General features: G+C 56.3%; 17 protein-coding genes. 4 read left to right on the top strand and 13 right to left on the bottom strand.

Annotated elements, in window-relative coordinates:
- Window positions 1-516: 516 nt before the first annotated feature.
- Together CLR77_RS08075 and CLR77_RS08070 are read right to left on the bottom strand one after the other, a co-directional pair.
- Entirely contained in the window at window positions 517-1,878 is a 1,362-nt protein-coding gene (locus CLR77_RS08075) for a DUF1329 domain-containing protein (protein WP_097460121.1), read from the bottom strand.
- Between the two features lie 69 nt (window positions 1,879-1,947).
- Complete coding sequence (locus CLR77_RS08070) at window positions 1,948-3,804, bottom strand: DUF1302 domain-containing protein (RefSeq protein ID WP_097460120.1); 1,857 nt, start codon at window positions 3,802-3,804, stop codon at window positions 1,948-1,950.
- A gap of 386 nt (window positions 3,805-4,190) precedes the next feature.
- Here CLR77_RS08070 and CLR77_RS08065 point away from each other — a divergent pair, with 386 nt between their 5' ends.
- Complete coding sequence (locus tag CLR77_RS08065) at window positions 4,191-5,375, top strand: thiolase family protein (protein ID WP_097460119.1); 1,185 nt, start codon at window positions 4,191-4,193, stop codon at window positions 5,373-5,375.
- A gap of 58 nt (window positions 5,376-5,433) precedes the next feature.
- On the opposite strand, the gene zapE is transcribed toward CLR77_RS08065, so the two are convergent.
- Window positions 5,434-6,537 carry a cell division protein ZapE gene (zapE, locus tag CLR77_RS08060; RefSeq protein ID WP_097460118.1) on the bottom strand — a complete coding sequence of 368 codons (1,104 nt, stop codon included), beginning with the start codon at window positions 6,535-6,537 and terminating at the stop codon, window positions 5,434-5,436.
- Between the two features lie 191 nt (window positions 6,538-6,728).
- Between zapE and CLR77_RS08055 the strand changes: the two genes are divergently transcribed.
- Complete coding sequence (locus CLR77_RS08055) at window positions 6,729-7,199, top strand: YhcB family protein (protein WP_097460117.1); 471 nt, start codon at window positions 6,729-6,731, stop codon at window positions 7,197-7,199.
- Between the two features lie 51 nt (window positions 7,200-7,250).
- On the opposite strand, the gene CLR77_RS08050 is transcribed toward CLR77_RS08055, so the two are convergent.
- The 10 genes from CLR77_RS08050 to CLR77_RS08005 all read right to left on the bottom strand — a co-directional run bounded on the left by CLR77_RS08050 (window position 7,251) and on the right by CLR77_RS08005 (window position 14,883).
- Window positions 7,251-8,009, bottom strand: coding sequence for a Nif3-like dinuclear metal center hexameric protein (locus CLR77_RS08050; protein WP_097460116.1), 759 nt, complete (start codon window positions 8,007-8,009; stop codon window positions 7,251-7,253).
- Between the two features lie 31 nt (window positions 8,010-8,040).
- Window positions 8,041-9,348, bottom strand: coding sequence for a histidinol dehydrogenase (hisD, locus tag CLR77_RS08045; protein WP_097460115.1), 1,308 nt, complete (start codon window positions 9,346-9,348; stop codon window positions 8,041-8,043).
- Between the two features lie 43 nt (window positions 9,349-9,391).
- On the bottom strand, window positions 9,392-10,039 hold the full coding sequence (gene hisG / locus CLR77_RS08040; RefSeq protein WP_097460114.1) for an ATP phosphoribosyltransferase: 648 nt from the start codon (window positions 10,037-10,039) through the stop codon (window positions 9,392-9,394).
- A gap of 33 nt (window positions 10,040-10,072) precedes the next feature.
- Complete coding sequence (murA, locus tag CLR77_RS08035) at window positions 10,073-11,335, bottom strand: UDP-N-acetylglucosamine 1-carboxyvinyltransferase (RefSeq protein WP_097460480.1); 1,263 nt, start codon at window positions 11,333-11,335, stop codon at window positions 10,073-10,075.
- 66 nt (window positions 11,336-11,401) lie between these two features.
- Window positions 11,402-11,647 (bottom strand): BolA family protein, encoded by a 246-nt coding sequence (locus CLR77_RS08030; RefSeq protein WP_097460113.1) that lies wholly within the window; start codon window positions 11,645-11,647, stop codon window positions 11,402-11,404.
- A 130-nt stretch (window positions 11,648-11,777) separates the two neighbouring features.
- Window positions 11,778-12,116 (bottom strand): STAS domain-containing protein, encoded by a 339-nt coding sequence (locus CLR77_RS08025; RefSeq protein WP_097460112.1) that lies wholly within the window; start codon window positions 12,114-12,116, stop codon window positions 11,778-11,780.
- A gap of 5 nt (window positions 12,117-12,121) precedes the next feature.
- The gene (locus tag CLR77_RS08020; RefSeq protein WP_227519851.1) at window positions 12,122-12,799 is read right to left on the bottom strand and encodes an MlaC/ttg2D family ABC transporter substrate-binding protein; all 678 of its coding nucleotides are present in this window, start codon (window positions 12,797-12,799) and stop codon (window positions 12,122-12,124) included.
- A 43-nt stretch (window positions 12,800-12,842) separates the two neighbouring features.
- Window positions 12,843-13,295: an outer membrane lipid asymmetry maintenance protein MlaD gene (gene mlaD / locus CLR77_RS08015; protein ID WP_097460110.1), complete on the bottom strand. Its 453-nt coding sequence runs from the start codon at window positions 13,293-13,295 to the stop codon at window positions 12,843-12,845.
- Window positions 13,295-14,077 carry a lipid asymmetry maintenance ABC transporter permease subunit MlaE gene (gene mlaE, locus CLR77_RS08010; RefSeq protein ID WP_097460109.1) on the bottom strand — a complete coding sequence of 261 codons (783 nt, stop codon included), beginning with the start codon at window positions 14,075-14,077 and terminating at the stop codon, window positions 13,295-13,297. Before mlaE ends, mlaD begins: the two co-directional genes overlap by 1 nt.
- A complete protein-coding gene (locus tag CLR77_RS08005) occupies window positions 14,077-14,883 on the bottom strand; it encodes an ATP-binding cassette domain-containing protein (RefSeq protein WP_097460108.1) in 807 nt (268 codons plus the stop codon). The genes mlaE and CLR77_RS08005 overlap by 1 nt, the downstream gene beginning before the upstream one ends.
- A 385-nt stretch (window positions 14,884-15,268) precedes the next feature.
- Between CLR77_RS08005 and CLR77_RS08000 the strand changes: the two genes are divergently transcribed.
- Window positions 15,269-16,237: a calcium/sodium antiporter gene (locus CLR77_RS08000; RefSeq protein ID WP_097460107.1), complete on the top strand. Its 969-nt coding sequence runs from the start codon at window positions 15,269-15,271 to the stop codon at window positions 16,235-16,237.
- A 64-nt stretch (window positions 16,238-16,301) separates the two neighbouring features.
- Window positions 16,302-17,276: a KpsF/GutQ family sugar-phosphate isomerase gene (locus tag CLR77_RS07995; RefSeq protein WP_097460106.1), complete on the top strand. Its 975-nt coding sequence runs from the start codon at window positions 16,302-16,304 to the stop codon at window positions 17,274-17,276.
- The last annotated feature ends 61 nt before the right edge of the window (window positions 17,277-17,337 follow it).

The raw sequence follows: 17,337 nt of genomic DNA, 5'->3' as shown, positions 1-17,337 counted from the left end.
GCCTGAAACCGGTAAGTGAGAGGTTGCACTCAAGTCCAAAAAGGAGTCGAAGACAACCAGCCTCTGAGGCTCACTGGAACACTCGTTTTAAAGTGCCAATATCTAAGAGCAAAAGGCCTAATTAACCGTTGTTTTGCGGCAAGAGTAATACAAAAGTATGAGTCGCGCAAAGCGGGCAAAAAAAGGATCGTCGCGGATTAGCGTGAAAAGCCGTAGGGCGCAATAACCGAAGGGCATTGCGCCGAATGAGACGCCACTCGGTGTAACAACACCCCATGACTGACCAACGGCGATACTACACCCGGAAGCTAAACTCGGAATTTGCCCGCTGCCATGCGGCGCAATGCCCTTCGGTTATTGCGCCCTACCGATGGAGCAAGCGCTAACCTCCAGGTATGACAAGGGGTATCGGGGCAGCGACTTCTCTTTGAAATCAAAGCCGCTTTTCCCGGTAAAGTGCGATGAAGCAAAAAAAAGCCGGTGCTCTCGCACCGGCCTTTTGATTCTCAGATTGGACTAGCGAATGCCTTCCCGCCGCAGTGCAGCCGGCGTAAAGTCTTCCGAAGAACGCTTCACCCCGAACTTATAGGCATTAGGAATTTCGTTCGTCAAACCCATCGCGATGTAGCGACCAGACTGCAGGTCGTAGATCGCCTGAAGGGCATACCAGGGAATTTTCTGATCGTAGAAGTAGATATTATGGGCCTCAGCTACACGCCAGAGCTCCCCGCGGCTGTCGTAAATATCCTCTTCCGAAGCACCCCAGGTATCTTCGTCGATGTAGAAGACCCGCTTGGCATAAATGTGACGCTTACCCGGTTTTAGAGTTGCCTGAACAACCCATACACGGTGCATCTCGTAGCGAGCCAGGTTCTGATTGATGTGTCCAGCCTTGACGATATCGCTGTACTTGTACTTCTTGGAGAAGATTTGGTAGGAGTTGTATGGGATATACAGCTCCTTCTTACCTAGAAGTTTCCAGTCATAGCGATCGGGGGCGCCGTTGAACATATCGAAGTCATCGGTGGTACGCAGACCATCCGATGCCGTACCCGGGCCATCATAGGCAACCTGGGGCGCACGACGAACGCGGCGCTGACCGGCGTTATATATCCAGGCCCGGCGAGGCTCCTTCACCTGGTCAATGGTCTCATGGACCAGCAGGACATTACCGGCCAGACGAGCGGGTGCAGTGATCGCCTGCTTGAAGTAGAAGAGAACGTTGGAGTCTACGCCAGGCTTATAGTCGGTCAGTGCCGTCCTGAAGGTAAGATCTTCATGGAATTGCACTGGCGAGTAGTCGCCATTGGCCAGCGGCGTTACCTGCACGACATCCCGGGAGAGGGAGCGACCACGATAGCGCATGATGTGATTCCAGATCACCTCAAGCCCGTTCTGCGGAATCGGAAACGGAATAGCGGTGTCGAAATCCTTCAGGCCATTGCCGCCGGTTACCAACTCGGTGTTAACCGCATTTTTCTTGGCATCGGCATAAATGTCGGCAGGATAGGTCACCGTCCGGTGCGAGGTATAAACCGGAATCGTGTAATCCTTGTAGCGCTTGATCATCGCAATTTCACCTGCGGACAAATGATCCTTGTACTTGTCCACATTGCTCTGATCGATCACGAACAGGGGCTTCTCGTCGGCAAACGGATTCACATAGTTGTTGCCGTCGAACCCGGCGGGGATCTTGGTCAGACCACCGTCCCAGGCTGGCACCAGTCCGTCTGCACTGGCAGCTTTCTCAGCACCGATTCCCGTCAACTGGTTATCGAGCTTGGCAGCTTCTTGTGGCGAAACTTTCGCCCAGGCAGTCCCTGCCAGCATCGATACAGCAATGACCCCACTGGCCAGCAGTTTCTTACTGAATTTCATCAAGAAAACCTCATTAGATGAACGCTAAGCGACTCGCGTCACGAACATGTTCTTGTTGATAAGGCCGACTCAGAACGAGTAAGAGACACTCATCATCACATTATCGCGGTCGTTCATAGTCGTATATCGGCCACCAAAATAATTCGTGTACGCGATGTCAGCCGTGTATTTGTTCAGGTATACCGCTTTAAGCGAAAGCCCAACAGACTTGCGTCCGTCAATGAAGTTCGCACCCGGCTCAGGAGAATTACCCTGCACATCCTGCGACCACGCCAACTGCGGATGCAGGTTCACGCCCTGGATAACATCCGGGTAGTCCAGCACGAAGCGCATACGGTAGCCCCAGGAGAAACGGGTGGTGAAGCCATCATTGGTACAATTAGACGTGTTGATATTCGTTGGGAGGTTACCAGTCGTATTTGCAGGTGTTGTACAACTAATCGTCCCAGTAGCAGTCTGGTAGTTAAAGCTGCCGATACCATAGATGCCGGAACGACCGTAACGTGCCACATTGGTGCTGGGCAGCCCGTGTACATAGTCAGCACCGACTTCCGTCACCACGCTCAAACGGCTGGCTCCCATGACCTGGTCAAAGAACTTGATCAGGGTAAATTGAGCCTGGGATACCTTGTAGCGGTCGTAACCCTGAACCTCTTTGCCGGCGAGGGTCGCGGGATTTACGCCGTTGGCGACCTGCTGCTGGTACAGCTGCGAATAAGGTAACTGTAATCCGCCGTAAATCAGCTCGAACGCGTTCCACTGCAACGGCAGGTTATCGCGGAAGCTATACTCGGCGCCCAGCGACCAGCCACCCGGCAGCGATGTATTCAAGCTGACGCCATACAGGTGAATGTTCGTCGGGTATTCAACGAAGTAGCTCGGGAACACCTTGCCGTTCGCCGGATCGTTGACGATGCCGCTCACATAGGGCAGGCGGCTGTTGTAATGAACGAAGTAAAAGCCCAGCTCCGACTCGTTCAGGTCCGGCAGATACCAACGCATCGCCAAGCCGAACTGGTCGTTGGAACCCGGACGCTTGTCTCCCACCCGAGGTACGATATAGCCGTTGTCCAGGTTCGTCTTGTCAGACAGCTCACCGTAGACCAGGACCGGGCCACAGCCGTTACCGACAAAATCATTATTGGAGAAGAAGGTGCCGCAATCGTCGATACGTGTCGGCGCCCACTTGGTCTGGACGAAACCTTCCAGGGTGATGTTGTCGGTCACGCCCGCCGACATGTAGAACATTTCTACCGGCAACAGGGCCTCTTTCAACTCGGCGCCAGGCGCACGAATAGCGGAAACATCAACCGGGTTGATAATGTTGATGCCGTTCTGAATGAAGGTACTTTCACCCCAGCTCAGCACCTGCCGCCCGTACCGGACACTGACAGGCACATCACCCAGGTTCCAATCACTGTAGACATAGGCATCCAGCAGCTCGGCACCGGAAGCACGATTCAATGCCTCATGATTGAGCTTGTGCTGCTCACCGACAGAATTAACCGCGAAATCGTTCTGCTTGAGCTTGAAGTCATACCAATAACGGCCGCGGACAAAGCCACCAACACGCGAGAGATACTGGCCGTTAACACTTTTGTTCAAATACAGTTCACTGGTGCCTTTGACCAATTCGGAGTAGATATCGCCGGCTTTAAAATTGAGATCCCCATTATCGTAGTTACCGGATGAAGCACCGATATTTGAGTACGCATATTGAGGTCCCAGGTTGCCTTGCCCGATATATTTCTGATCAGGGCTTTGGGTACGAATGCCCACACCAGCACTCAATGAGGTATCGAAAGATCCCTCCATACTACCCAAATAAAATTGTAAGGCGCTGGCCTGCGCCGATATACCCGCTGCAACTGCGGCGGCCAGCGGCAATTTGACCCATTTTTGCCACCGTTGTGTTCTTCTTGTCATTGAACGCTACTCCGTCGTTATTATGTGAGTCGCTGCTCTTTCTGATTGTTACGCGCGTAAAAGGCGATGGTCGCAATATAGCCGAGGCCAAGACCACTTTGATCAGTCAAAAGTATGAATTTACCGTCGTGTTACGATAAAGCGCCTACTCCCACATCCCCATTTTTCACCCACAACCACCCGTTTTCTCAGGAAATACGGGCGAAAAGCCTAGAAATCACTATAGACCCTAATCTGAAATTCAACCAATTTTAGGCCCCTCCCCCAAAGCATCCCTTTTCACCCCTGACCCACCTCCTCGCCCGAACCCCCGCAAAAGGTTAAAATGCCGCTTTTGCCACGGACATTCCGACGTGGTCGTATCAGCATTCAACGAGGAAAAACAGATGAGCAACGACAGTGTGGTGATCGTCAGCGGTGTACGCACACCCATGGGTGGTTTTCAGGGCTCTCTGGCCAGCGTCAGCGCTACCGAGCTTGGTGCTATCGCCATCCGGGAGGCCATCGCGCGCGCCGGAATCAAACCGGAAGACGTTCAGGAAGGGATCATCGGCAACGTACTGCCGGCTGGCCTCAAGCAGGGCCCCGCCCGCCAGGCCATGCGTAAAGCCGGACTGCCGGACGCGACCGGCGCCACGACGATCAACAAGCTGTGCGGCTCCGGGATGAAGGCGACCATGCTGGCGCACGACCTGATCCGTGCCGGCACCAACGACATCATGGTCGCAGGCGGCATGGAAAGCATGTCCAATGCGCCGTACCTGCTCCTCAACGCCCGTAAAGGATACCGGATGGGTGGCGGTGATACCGCGCAAGATCACATGTTCCTGGACGGTCTCGAAGATGCCGAAACCGGCCGCCTGATGGGGGCGTTTGCGCAGGACGTCGCTGACCAGAAAGGCTACACGCGGGAACAAATGGACGAGTATGCCATCCGCTCGCTGAAACGCGCTCAACAGGCCATTCAGGAAGGCTGGCTGAAGGATGAAATTGTTCCGGTTACCGTATCCACGCGGAAGGGTGAGCAAATCATTGAAGACGATGAACAGCCGCTGACGGCCAATCTGGAAAAGATACCCACTCTGCGCCCGGCCTTTAAGAAGGATGGTACCATCACCGCAGCCAACGCCTCATCTATTTCCGACGGCGCCTCTGCCCTGGTATTGATGCGCGAAAGCGAAGCGGTCAGAAGGGGTCTCAAGCCCATCGCTCGCATCGTCGGACATGCGACGCATTCCCGTCACCCGGCAGAATTCACCATCGCCCCCGTTGGTGCCATCAAGAGCCTGCTCGAAAAGACAGGCTGGAGCTCTTCCGAGGTGGATCTCTACGAGATCAATGAAGCGTTCGCCATGGTCGCCATGATGCCGATTATTGAGCTGGGACTGGATGCGGAGAAGGTCAATGTCTACGGCGGTGCTTGCGCTCAAGGGCACCCGGTAGGATCGACAGGTTCCCGCCTTCTGGTAACCCTGATGAACGCCCTGCGGCGCCAAGAGAAAAAACGGGGCATTGCCGCACTCTGTATCGGCGGCGGCGAAGCCACCGCGATGGCCATCGAAATGCTTTAACCGTTCGCCATCGGGGCGGCAGCTCACCGGCCGCCCCTTTGGCTTTCTCAGCGGAGACCTAGGGTCGGTGCGGTAACTCCAGATATTCCTGGGACTGCATTTCCAGCAACCGCGACTCGGTCCGCTCAAACTCGAAGGACAAGCGCCCGCCGGAATAGAGTTCGGTAATAGGCGCTTGCGCTGAAATAATCACCTTGACGTGCCGATCGTAAAACTCGTCGATCATATTGACGAAACGACGCGCCTGATCATCCTTATCCCCACCCAATACAGGAACATCGCTGACGATAATGGCGTGATATTCGCGCGCAAGCTCAATGTAATCGTTCTGGCTGCGCGGACCGTCGCATAGCGCTGCAAAGTCAAACCAGGCTACATCTTCGGCACGCTGACGCGCCCGAATCAGGCGGCCGTTCACCTCCAAATCCAGGTCATGACAACCCGCTTCAACGGCCAGCGAACGGTAGCAACTGTCGAGACTGCTTTCCGCCGCCCCGTCGAGGGGCCAGTGGTACAACCGGGCCTGCTCAAGGGTTCGCAAACGGTAATCCACCCCGCCATCGACATTGACGACTTCCGTGTGCTTTTTCAGAAGTTCAATGGCAGGCAGAAAACGTGCACGCTGCAAACCGTCCTTATAAAGACCGTCGGGAACGATGTTTGAGGTACAGACCAGGGCGACGCCGCGCTTGAAGAGTTCATCCAGCAGCCCCGCGAGAATCATGGCGTCGCCGATATCAGAGACGAAGAATTCGTCGAAGCAAATAACCGCCGTTTCTTCGCTAAACAGCTTACCGACACGCTCCAGCGGGTTTTTAGTGCCGCGCAACAGCTTCAGCTCATGATGAACCCGCTGCATGAAACGGTGGAAGTGGACCCGCATTTTGCGCTCAAAGGGCAGCGCTTCAAAGAAGGTATCCATCAGGTAGGTCTTGCCGCGCCCGACTCCACCCCAGAAATAGAGCCCCGTCAACGGCTTCTCGTGGCCTCGCCTTCTGAGACGTGACGCCAGACGTCGCACGCCTTTCTGATCACGTTGTTGCTCGGCAACGATCAACGCGTCATACAGCACCTGTAGACGTTGAACGGCAAATTCCTGTGCCTTATCGTGATGAAATCCGTCCTTTTGAAGATCCTGCTGGTACCTTTGCCAGGGTGTCATTAATTCTACTGCCCGTCTCTGTATACTGAAGAGCGCCGCACCGACAAGCGGCGGCCGGCTATTGTCGCTGATTTTGACGCATGGCACCATCTATCCATTCGCGGTATAGCATGGTGCAATGGTGGCATGTTCCAATGCGTTGTAAGGGCGCTATACTGCCCACACAAGTCGTACGAACCAAGAAGGACAGCATGACAACCACCATGATCCTGATTGCCCTCGGCGCACTGCTGATTGGGCTTCTTATCGGTTATTTCGTCGCCGCCGGTTCCCGCAGCAACACTCGCCCCCGCGAGCGGCGCCTACAACAACAGATGGACGAGTTGCGTAATGAGCACACCCGTTATCAGGCGGACGTCAATGCGCACTTCATGGAATCCGCTCAGTTGCTGAGACGACTGAATGATGTTCAGCGCGACCTGCAGCAGCAAATGGCCCGCAGCGCCAGCCGCCTTTCAAGCGATGAAGAATCTCAACAGGCCCTGGTCTTTGAAGGGAAGTCCCATAGGGATCGCTCGCTGCCGGATGACGACAGTATCGAACCGCCCCGCGATTACGCCCCCAAGGACAGTCCTGACGAACAGGGCACCCTGTCAGAGGCCTACGGCTTCAAGCCCGCACCGAAGGGCAGCAAAAGTCCGGAGAAAAAGGACAAGGCCTGACGCTGCCGACACCAGCAACGCCCAGCAGGGTATTGCTGGCAAGCCCTTCGATCAAACAGGGTTTGGGACATCGATAAACAGGTGTTCGATGTCCAGCGCTTCCTGCAACTTCGCGCCCAGCGCCTGGACCCCATAACGCTCCGTAGCGTGATGGCCTGCCGCGTAATAATGGATACCGCACTCGCGGGCACTGTGGACCGTCGGCTCGGAAATCTCGCCACTGATATAGGCATCCACTCCCAACCCGACGGCTTGCTCAATAAAACCCTGCGCAGCGCCCGTGCACCAAGCCAGTGTCCGAATTTCCGCTGCCCCTCCGCCAACATGCAGCGGCATGCGATTCAGGCGCTCGCCAATGCGCTCCGCCAGGGCTTCCGGCGACAACGGTGACTCCAGGGTACCCGTCCACAGCAGACCGCTCTCGCCTGCCTCCCCCGCCGGCTTTGCCTCTCTGAAGTCCAGCACATGGGCCAGCTGAATGTTGTTCCCCATGACCGGATGAGCATCCAACGGCAAATGATAGGCGGCCAGATTCAGCTCATGGGCGAAAAGCGTTGCCAGACGGCGCCGGCGAATGCCCAGAATGCGGGGATCTTCGCCCCGCCAGAAATAGCCATGATGCACGAGAACCATGTCGGCCCCAGCGGCAACAGCCTGATCGAGAAATGCCTGGCTGGCAGTGACTCCGGTAACGATGCGATGGACGTCACCACAGCCTTCGACCTGCAGCCCGTTGGGGCAGTAATCCTTGAATTTTTCCGGTTCCAGCCACCCATTCAGCAACTGGATGATATCGTCACGCTTTGCCATGGAGATTCTCCTGAGCGAAGAGCCAGGTGCCTCACTCTTTGATGCGATACTCGGCAGAACGGGCGTGCGCCGTCAGACCCTCACCGCGGGCCAGCACAGACGCGACGCGCCCCATGCGATCAGCCCCCTTGGCAGAAAAGCCGATCAATGACGAGCGTTTCTGGAAATCGTAGACACCCAGCGGCGATGAAAACCGTGCCGTACCCGATGTCGGCAACACATGATTGGGGCCGGCACAATAATCTCCCAGCGCCTCAGCGGTATAACGCCCCATAAAAATGGCGCCGGCATGACGAATCAACGGCAACAGCGCTTCCGGATCTGCAACGGACAACTCCAAATGTTCCGGCGCCACCCGGTTGCTGACGCGAGCAGCGTCCTCAAGATCCTCGACGAGAATAAGGGCCCCGCGATCGGAGAGTGAGCGCGCAATAATCTCCGAACGCTCCATATCGGGCAACAGGCGCCGTATGCTGGCTTCCACCCGGTCGAGATAGGTCTCGTCAGGGCACACCAGTATGGATTGCGCCTGTTCATCGTGTTCAGCCTGGGAGAAGAGATCCATGGCAACCCAATCCGGATCGGTCTGGCCATCACAGATCACCAGAATCTCCGACGGGCCGGCAATCATATCAATACCGACAGTACCAAAGACCTCGCGCTTCGCTGTGGCCACAAAAATGTTACCGGGTCCAACGATCTTATCGACGGCAGGAATCGTCGCCGTTCCGTATGCCAGGGCACCGACAGCCTGCGCACCGCCCACGGTGAAGACCCTATCCACGCCGCTAACCGCTGCAGCAGCCAGCACCAGGTCATTGACCTCGCCCTTGGGCGTCGGCACCACCATAATGACTTCAGCGACACCGGCAACCTTGGCCGGTATGGCATTCATCAATACCGATGACGGATAAGCCGCCTTGCCACCCGGCACATACAGCCCGGCACGATCCAGTGGCAGGACCTGCTGCCCCAATACCGTACCGTCGTCATCTTCATACCGCCAGGACGCCTGCGCCTGACGCTCATGGTAATCGCGAACCCTATCGGCAGCTGTCTGAAGTGCCGTTCGCTGTTCCGCTGGAATTTTCGCCAGCGCGGCCTGCATCCGTTCCTGAGAGATCTCCAACTCTTCAACGCTACCAGCCTGCACGCCGTCGAAACGCTCCGTATAGGCCAGCAGCGCTTCATCGCCCCGCTCCCGGATATCGCGGAGGATATGACGCACCGTTTCGCCCACGCTGGCATCAACACTGTCGTCCCAGGCCAGCAACTGAGCCAGGGCGTTGTCAAAATCAGCCTGCCGACTGTTCAGACGACGAATGGATACTGCGCTCATAACACCCTCGAATTCGACGGACGCCGGGCGTCCAGGATATCAATCAGGCCGGGACCTGCCGACGGGCAACCGCCGCGCCCAGGTCATCGATAATCGGTTGCAATACCCGATGCTTGGTTTTCATGGCCGTACGGTTGACCACAAGCCGGGAGCTGATATGGCAAATCAACTCTCTCGGCTCGAGTCCATTGGCTCTTAATGTATTACCGGTATCGACGATGTCGACGATTTCGTCCGCAAGCCCGAGAATGGGCGCCAGCTCCATCGCACCGTACAGTTTGATGACATCCACCTGCCGCCCCTGCCGCGCATAATACTGGCGCGCCAGATTGACGAACTTGGTCGCGACACGGACACGCCCTTCCGGCGTTTGCTCGTCCTTGCGACCGGCGGTCATCAAACGGCAGCATGCGATTTTCAGGTCCAAAGGCTCATACAGACCTTCGGCGCCATGCTCCATCAAAACATCCTTGCCGGTAACGCCCAGATCGGCTCCGCCATACTGCACATAGGTCGGTACATCCGTGGCACGGATAACCAGCAAACGCACATCGGGACGGGTTGTCGGAAACACCAGCTTCCGCGAACGCGCAATGTCGTCAACCGGCTCGACACCGGCCTCTGCCAACAATGGCAGGGTTTCGTCCAGAATTCGCCCCTTGGAGAGCGCAATGGTTACAGTCTGTGTCATGTTCCTGTCCGGCATAGCATTCAACAGTCCCCGTTAACCGGGCAAACGGCGGATACTGGCACCCAGCAGCTGCAGCTTTTCTTCGATGCACTCATAACCACGATCGATGTGATAGATGCGATCGACAATGGTATCCCCGTCCGCCACCAACCCGGCAATAACCAGGCTGGCCGACGCACGTAGATCCGTCGCCATGACCGGCGCACCCGTCAGGCGGGGAACCCCTTTGATGATGGCAGTGTTCCCCTCAAGCGCGATATCTGCCCCCATGCGCACCAACTCCTGCACATGCATAAACCGGTTTTCGAAAACCGTTTCGGTAATCGAGCCGATCCCTTCCGCCACCGTATTCATGGTCACGAACTGTGCTTGCATGTCCGTCGGGAAGGCGGGGAAAGGCGCCGTGCGCAGATTCACCGCCCGCGGACGGTTGCCCTTCATATCAAGCTCAATCCAGCCATTGCCCGTACTGATATGGGCACCAGCCTCTTCCAGCTTGAGCAGCACCGCTTCGAGCAAGTCCTCACGAGTGTCCTTCAAACGAACCCGACCGCCGGTCGCTGCTGCAGCCACCAGATAGGTTCCAGTCTCAACCCGGTCCGGCAGAACGTTGAAACGACAACCGTGCAGGCGCTCAACGCCGTGAATCTCGATAGTCGCGGATCCATGCCCGCGAATATCGGCGCCCATGGCAATCAGGCATTCCGCGAGATCCACGACCTCCGGTTCCCGTGCCGCATTTTCGATAATGGTCTTACCTTCAGCCAGCGCCGCTGCCATCATCAGGTTCTCGGTACCGGTAACCGTTACCGTATCCAGGAACAAGTGAGCACCTTTCAGGCGGCCGTCACAGCGCGCCTTGATGTAGCCGTTTTCGACACGGATATCGGCGCCCATCTGTTCCAGGCCCTGCAAGTGCAGATTGACCGGCCGGCTACCGATGGCACAGCCACCTGGCAATGACACTTCAGCCTGACCGAAATGCGCCACCAGCGGCCCCAACACCAGGATCGAGGCCCGCATCGTCTTGACGAGCTCATAGGGTGCCGTGAAATGTTTAATGGTATTGGCATGAACCTCGACGCTCATTTTCTCGTCGATCATCAACTCCACGCCCAGACGTCCCAACAGCTCGATCATGGTCGTAATGTCATTGAGATGAGGCAGGTTACCTACCGTCACCGGCTCATCCGCCAGCAACGTCGCCGCCAAAATCGGCAACGCCGAGTTCTTCGCGCCGGAAATACGAATTTCGCCATCGAGCGGCTTGCCGCCCCGAATCAGCAATTTATCCACAAATAATGTTCCCATATCGAAAGCTGGCGATGCTCCAGAGTCCAAGCGGCTCACCGCACTTTCGGATCAACTGTTTTGACGCTGCGCCCACTGCGCCGGTGTATAAGCCTTGATCGTCAAGGCATGGATAGTGCCGTCCGCCAGCGGATCTTTCAGCGCGCCATAAACCAGTTGCTGACGTTTGACCGGCGAGAGGCCGTCGAAACAATCACCTATGGCGACGACCAAGTAATGATTACCGTCACTCTGTACCTGAATTTCGCAATCCGGCAATTGTTCGCGTACACGCTGTTCGATGTCTTGCTGCTGCATGAAAAGCCCCGGCATCGGTGATAAAGAGGGGAATTGTACCGAATTACACAGATCGGCTGAACAGGGGGAAGAAGGAACGACAAAAACGACGCCAGGGATCCCCCAGAGAATCACCGGCGCCGCAGATCTATCAGTCCGGGCGAGACTCCTGACGCGACAACGGCAAGAGGTCATCCAGGCCGCTGACACGCGCCATATCGTAGAGCTGCTCGGGCATATCGGCGAACACCAGCGACTGCTGGCGCTTGGCGGCATAGCGCAACCAGCACAGCAACAAGGAGAGCACTGCACTGTGTGCGCTATTCAAACCTGACAAACTGATCGTACAACCAGGACCCGCCTGCGCGAGGAGACTCTCGCCCAACTCTCGCGCACTCGTCACATTGCTGTGATCAAGGACACCGCTAAGCATCAGACTGCCATCATCCAGACGCTCAAGCTTGAAGGTTTCGGTCGTATCGTGATTCATGATTCTCAGGACTGCCCGGTCGCCGAACCCTGACCCGGGTGCTTCTCATCAAGCTGCTTGACGGCACCCGACCAGTTGTCGATGACAGCCTGCACGTTTCCGCGCTGCTTTTCCATGTCCTGTTCAAAACGGTCGCGGAACGCCAGGCCAATATTGACACCTTCAACGATGATATTCTCCAGCACCCATTTACCCTGATCGTTACGGTACATGGAATAGGTTATCGGATAACGATTGCCAGAACCGGAGACCACTTCAAGATTAACCTGTGCCCGACTATCATCACGCGGATTGGGGATCACGTCCTTCACGTTGATCTGGTAATCCTTGGCATCGACCAGCGCCTTGGCGTAACTATCAAAGAGGCTGTGCTTGAACTTTTCAAGAAATGCATGGCGCTGTTCCGGCGTCGCCTGACGGGCATAACGCCCCATCACACGTGCGGCAATACGTCTAAAATCGACAAAGTTGCCAAGTGACTCCTCCATGACCTGATAGAACTTATCCGGATCGGTATGGTAGACAGTCTTATTGGTCTCCAACTTACTCATCAAAAGATGGGTGTTATCGACCACGTATTGACGCAACTCATCATTGGAGCCCGCATAACTCGTCAGCGGGACAAGCAGCATTGCCATCAGCGCCATCACCAGAACCGGTAAGCTGATTTTGGATTTCTCCACGGTTTTACTCCTATTTGGCCGCCGCATTTGAGCGCAAAAACGCCTATTTGTTCCCGGCGGCAAAACTGCCAATGAGTTTTTCCAGGTTCAAAGCAGACTGAGTACTGTAGAAGTAATCGCCTGCCTTCATGTTTTTGGTATCGGCCCCGACCGAGATATCAACATACTTTTCCCCCAGCAGACCCGCCGTGCGGATAACCGCAATACTGTCTGTCGGGATATTATCCACCGAGCGGTAGATATCCATCTCGACCTTGGCCTGATAGGTCTTGCGATCCAGTGTGATCGCGCCGATCCGGCCGATCGTCACCCCGGCAAGCGATACTTTACCGCGAACCTGCAGACCACCGATATCGTTGAAATCCGCATATAGCTTGTAAGTCTGCTCAGGCGCCTGTATCGACAACCCACTCACCTGGATCGCCAGAAACGCCAGAGACGCCATACCTACGATCATGAACAGGCCTACCAGGATTTCCACGGTTCTTTGTCGCATCAAAAGCCTCCGAACATCACCGCCGTGAGGATAAAGTCAAGGCCCAGCACCGCCAGCGAGGAGAAGACCACCGTCTTCGTCGTCGCCGCGCTGATCCCTTCCGAGGTGGGAACACAGTCATAGCCCTGGTAGACCGCAATCCAGGTACACACGAAACCGAACACCACACTCTTGATAATGCCGTTGACGATGTCGTCACTGAACACCACCGCCGCCTGCATATTCGTCCAATAAGAGCCGTCGTAGACACCCAGCCATTTGACGGCCACCAGCATGCCGCCCCAGATACCGACGGCACAGAAAATCATGGACAGGATCGGCATACTGATAAAGCCGGCCCACAGTCGCGGTGCAATCACCCGTCGGAGGGGGTCCACGCCCATCATTTCCATACTGGAAAGCTGTTCGGTTGCCTTCATCAAGCCGATTTCGGCCGTCAATGCCGAGCCTGCTCGACCGGCAAACAGCAATGCCGTCACCACCGGCCCCAACTCCCGAACCAGTGTCAGCGCCACCATAACGCCAATCGACTGCTGTGAGCCGTAATCGATAAGGATGTTGTAGCCTTGAAGCCCCAGCACCATTCCGATGAACAGGCCAGATACGACAATAATCGCCAGCGACAGCACGCCGATCGAATAGAGCTGCTTCATCAGCAGCGGAAAACCGGTACGCAGCTGCGGTACGCCAACCAGGGAATTGGATAAAAACAGGCCCGAGCGTCCGACCGATGACATGAAATTCATGGCACGTCTGCCGAGATTGGCCACTGAATCCAACATCAAAGATCCGCCTCCAGCAAATCCGAACGATAGTCTGTCGCCGGGTAATGGAAAGGCACCGGCCCATCGGGCAGACCATTGAGGAACTGTCTCACCAGGGGCGACGGATGCTGCTTGAGCGATTGAGGCGTTCCCTCTCCGATAATCCGCCCGTCGGCGATAATGCAGACGTGATCGCAGATGCTCAGCGATTCCGGCACATCGTGGGACACCATGATACTCGTAAGGCCAAGTGCGTCATTCAGCAACCGGATCAATTGCACCAGCACACCCATGGCAATCGGGTCCTGCCCCGTAAAGGGCTCATCGTACATGACCAGGTCCGGGTCAAGCGCAATGCTGCGAGCCAGTGCCACACGCCGGGTCATTCCGCCAGACAGCTCGGAAGGCATCAGGTCCCGGGCTCCGCGCAGCCCCACCGCATGAAGCTTCATCAGGACGATGTCGCGGATCATATCTTCGGGGAGGCGGGTATGCACACGCAGGGGAAAGGCAACGTTCTCGAAGACTGTCAGGTCTGAAAACAATGCGCCACTCTGGAACAACATACCCATCTGTTCGCGCAGCTTGTACAACGCTGCTCGATCAAGTTCCGCTATCGGCTGGCCATCCACAAGAATCGACCCGCGGTCAGGCTTCAACTGGCCACCGATCAGCTTGAGCAGTGTGGTTTTGCCGGTACCGCTGGGGCCCATGATCGCCGTAATCTTACCACGCGGAACATTTAGGCTGACATCATTGAAAATGCAGCGGCTGCCCCGGTAAAAGGTCAAGTCGCGTATTTCAACGTACGTATCCGGATTCATGAATCAATCAGGCTCCGCTGCAACACAGCTCTCGGGTATAGGCGATAACCCACCCGTCCATCGAAATGCTTGAATCTATCCGACAATGGCAATGGCAACACAGGAAACTGGGTATCGGAGACGCCAGGGGCTCGCAAAAACGGGGCAACATTAAGCCAACTTAGGCACAGACACAAACATCAAACCAAATTATCTCAGTCCGATATATGACAAAGACCCCAACCACGACATCGCTGGACAATCAACGAACACTCCAGACCTTTTTCGAGAAGCCCAGTATGCCCAACACCTAGATTCGCCAAGAAAGGTGGATCGGATCATACAGGGTTGAATAGCATCCGCCTACCCCGCACAATGCGCCGGCGCGCCAAACACGGAAACGATCATGACGCTGCTCACCCTGTTTTTAGCCATACTCCTGGGCCTGGCCCTGCTCACCTGGGGTGCAGACCGTTTTGTTGACGGTGCGGTAGCCTACGCCAGAAACCATAACATCTCACCACTGATCATTGGCCTGACGATCATTGCTTTTGGCACCTCCGCACCGGAGATCCTGGTATCCGCAACGGCGTCGCTATCAGGCGAACCCGATATGGCGATCGGCAACGCGCTGGGGTCGAACATTGCCAACATCGGCCTCGTACTGGGCGTGACGGCGTTGGTCGCCCCTCTCCCCCTGAAAAGAATCGTCCTCCTTCGGGAATTACCGATACTGCTGGCCTCAACGGTACTGGCCTACCCACTCTTCACGGACGGCTCTCTAGGTCGGCTGGATGGCATCATCCTGCTCGCCATGATGGCCGTTGCGCTGTGGCTGCTCAGTCGAAAAGCCGGCGGCGCACCGCCCGAGTTGACCGAGGAAGTGAACGAAGCCCCGATCTACTCCTCAGCACGCGCAATGACATGGACGTTAATCGGGCTCACTATCCTGATCGCAGGCTCCCGCCTACTGGTCTGGGGAGCGGTCGGACTGGCCAATTACCTGCATGTGGACCCCCTGATCATCGGCCTCAGCGTTGTCGCCGTCGGCACCAGCCTGCCGGAAATGGCAGCATCGCTGGCCAGCGCAATCAAAGGCCATCATGATGTCGCGCTGGGCAACATCATCGGCTCGAACCTTTTCAACCTATTGGTCGTCGCCGCCATGCCCGCACTGATCGCCCCCACCCCCATCAGCGAAAGTGTCAGGTTACGCGACTACGGCACCATGGCATTGCTCACATTCCTCCTTGCCGGCTTTGCCTACCTGATGCCCAAAAAGGGAAAACTGGCCCGCCTTGAAGGTGGTATACTGCTCGCCGTTTATCTGGGGTACAGCCTGCTCCTTTATCAGGCAGCCCGAGCAAGCGGTTGATGCCTGCTGAACGGCCGGACCCGCCATCGAATACTGCACACGGAGCTAATCGATCAGTAACGCCATGGTACAGGACAACGCTTTTATCCAGTCAGCTCTGCGCACCATCGATATCGAGCGCGATGCCATTCACGCGCTGCGAGAGCACATCGATACAGGCTTCATAAAAGCCTGCGAAATCATCATGGCGTGCCAGGGGCGCGTTGTCGTCACCGGCATGGGCAAATCCGGCCACGTTGGCACCAAGATAGCAGCGACCCTTGCCAGCACCGGCACCCCCGCCTTTTTTGTGCATCCCGGAGAGGCCAGCCACGGCGACCTCGGCATGATTACCGGCCAGGATGTGGTGATCGCCATTTCGAATTCCGGCAATACCGCCGAACTGATCACCATCCTGCCGCTGATCAAGCGCATGGGCGCCCCCTTGATCAGCATGACCGGCAGCGACACCTCAACATTGGCAAAGGAAGCTGCGGTCAATCTGGACGTCAGTGTCACGCGGGAAGCCTGCCCCCTGGGACTGGCGCCGACATCCAGCACCACAGCCACCCTGGTGATGGGCGATGCATTGGCCGTTGCATTATTGGAAGCTCGTGGCTTCAGTGCCGAAGACTTTGCCTTCTCTCACCCTGGTGGCACACTGGGTCGACGCTTGTTGCTGAAGGTCGAGGATGTCATGCATACCGGCGAACGCATCCCGTCCGTTCACGAAGGCACACTGATGCGCGAGGCCCTGCTCGAAATGTCCCGAAAAGGACTGGGCATGACCGCCATCATCGATGACGATGGCCGCCTGGTCGGCATTTTCACCGATGGCGACCTGCGGCGAACCCTTGATCGCAATATCGATGTCCATGCAACACCGATCGCCGACGTCATGACCCGCAACTGCAAATCAATCCGTCAGGATATTCTTGCGGCTGAAGCGCTGAACATCATGGAAGAACGCAAAATCAACGCACTGATCGTGACCGATAGCGAGCGCCACTTGGTGGGTGCGCTGAATATGCACGACCTGCTACGCGCAGGCGTCATCTAAAGACGGTTGAATTCGACATAACGACAGAGCCTTGTGTATACGGTTGCACGCCAGAACCGAT

The organism is Mangrovitalea sediminis, from assembly GCF_002514725.1.
GTDB classification, from domain to species: Bacteria; Pseudomonadota; Gammaproteobacteria; order Pseudomonadales; family Oleiphilaceae; genus Mangrovitalea; species Mangrovitalea sediminis.
The sequence above is the reverse complement of the archived record's forward strand: the minus strand, read 5'-3'. Positions and strand labels throughout refer to the sequence as shown.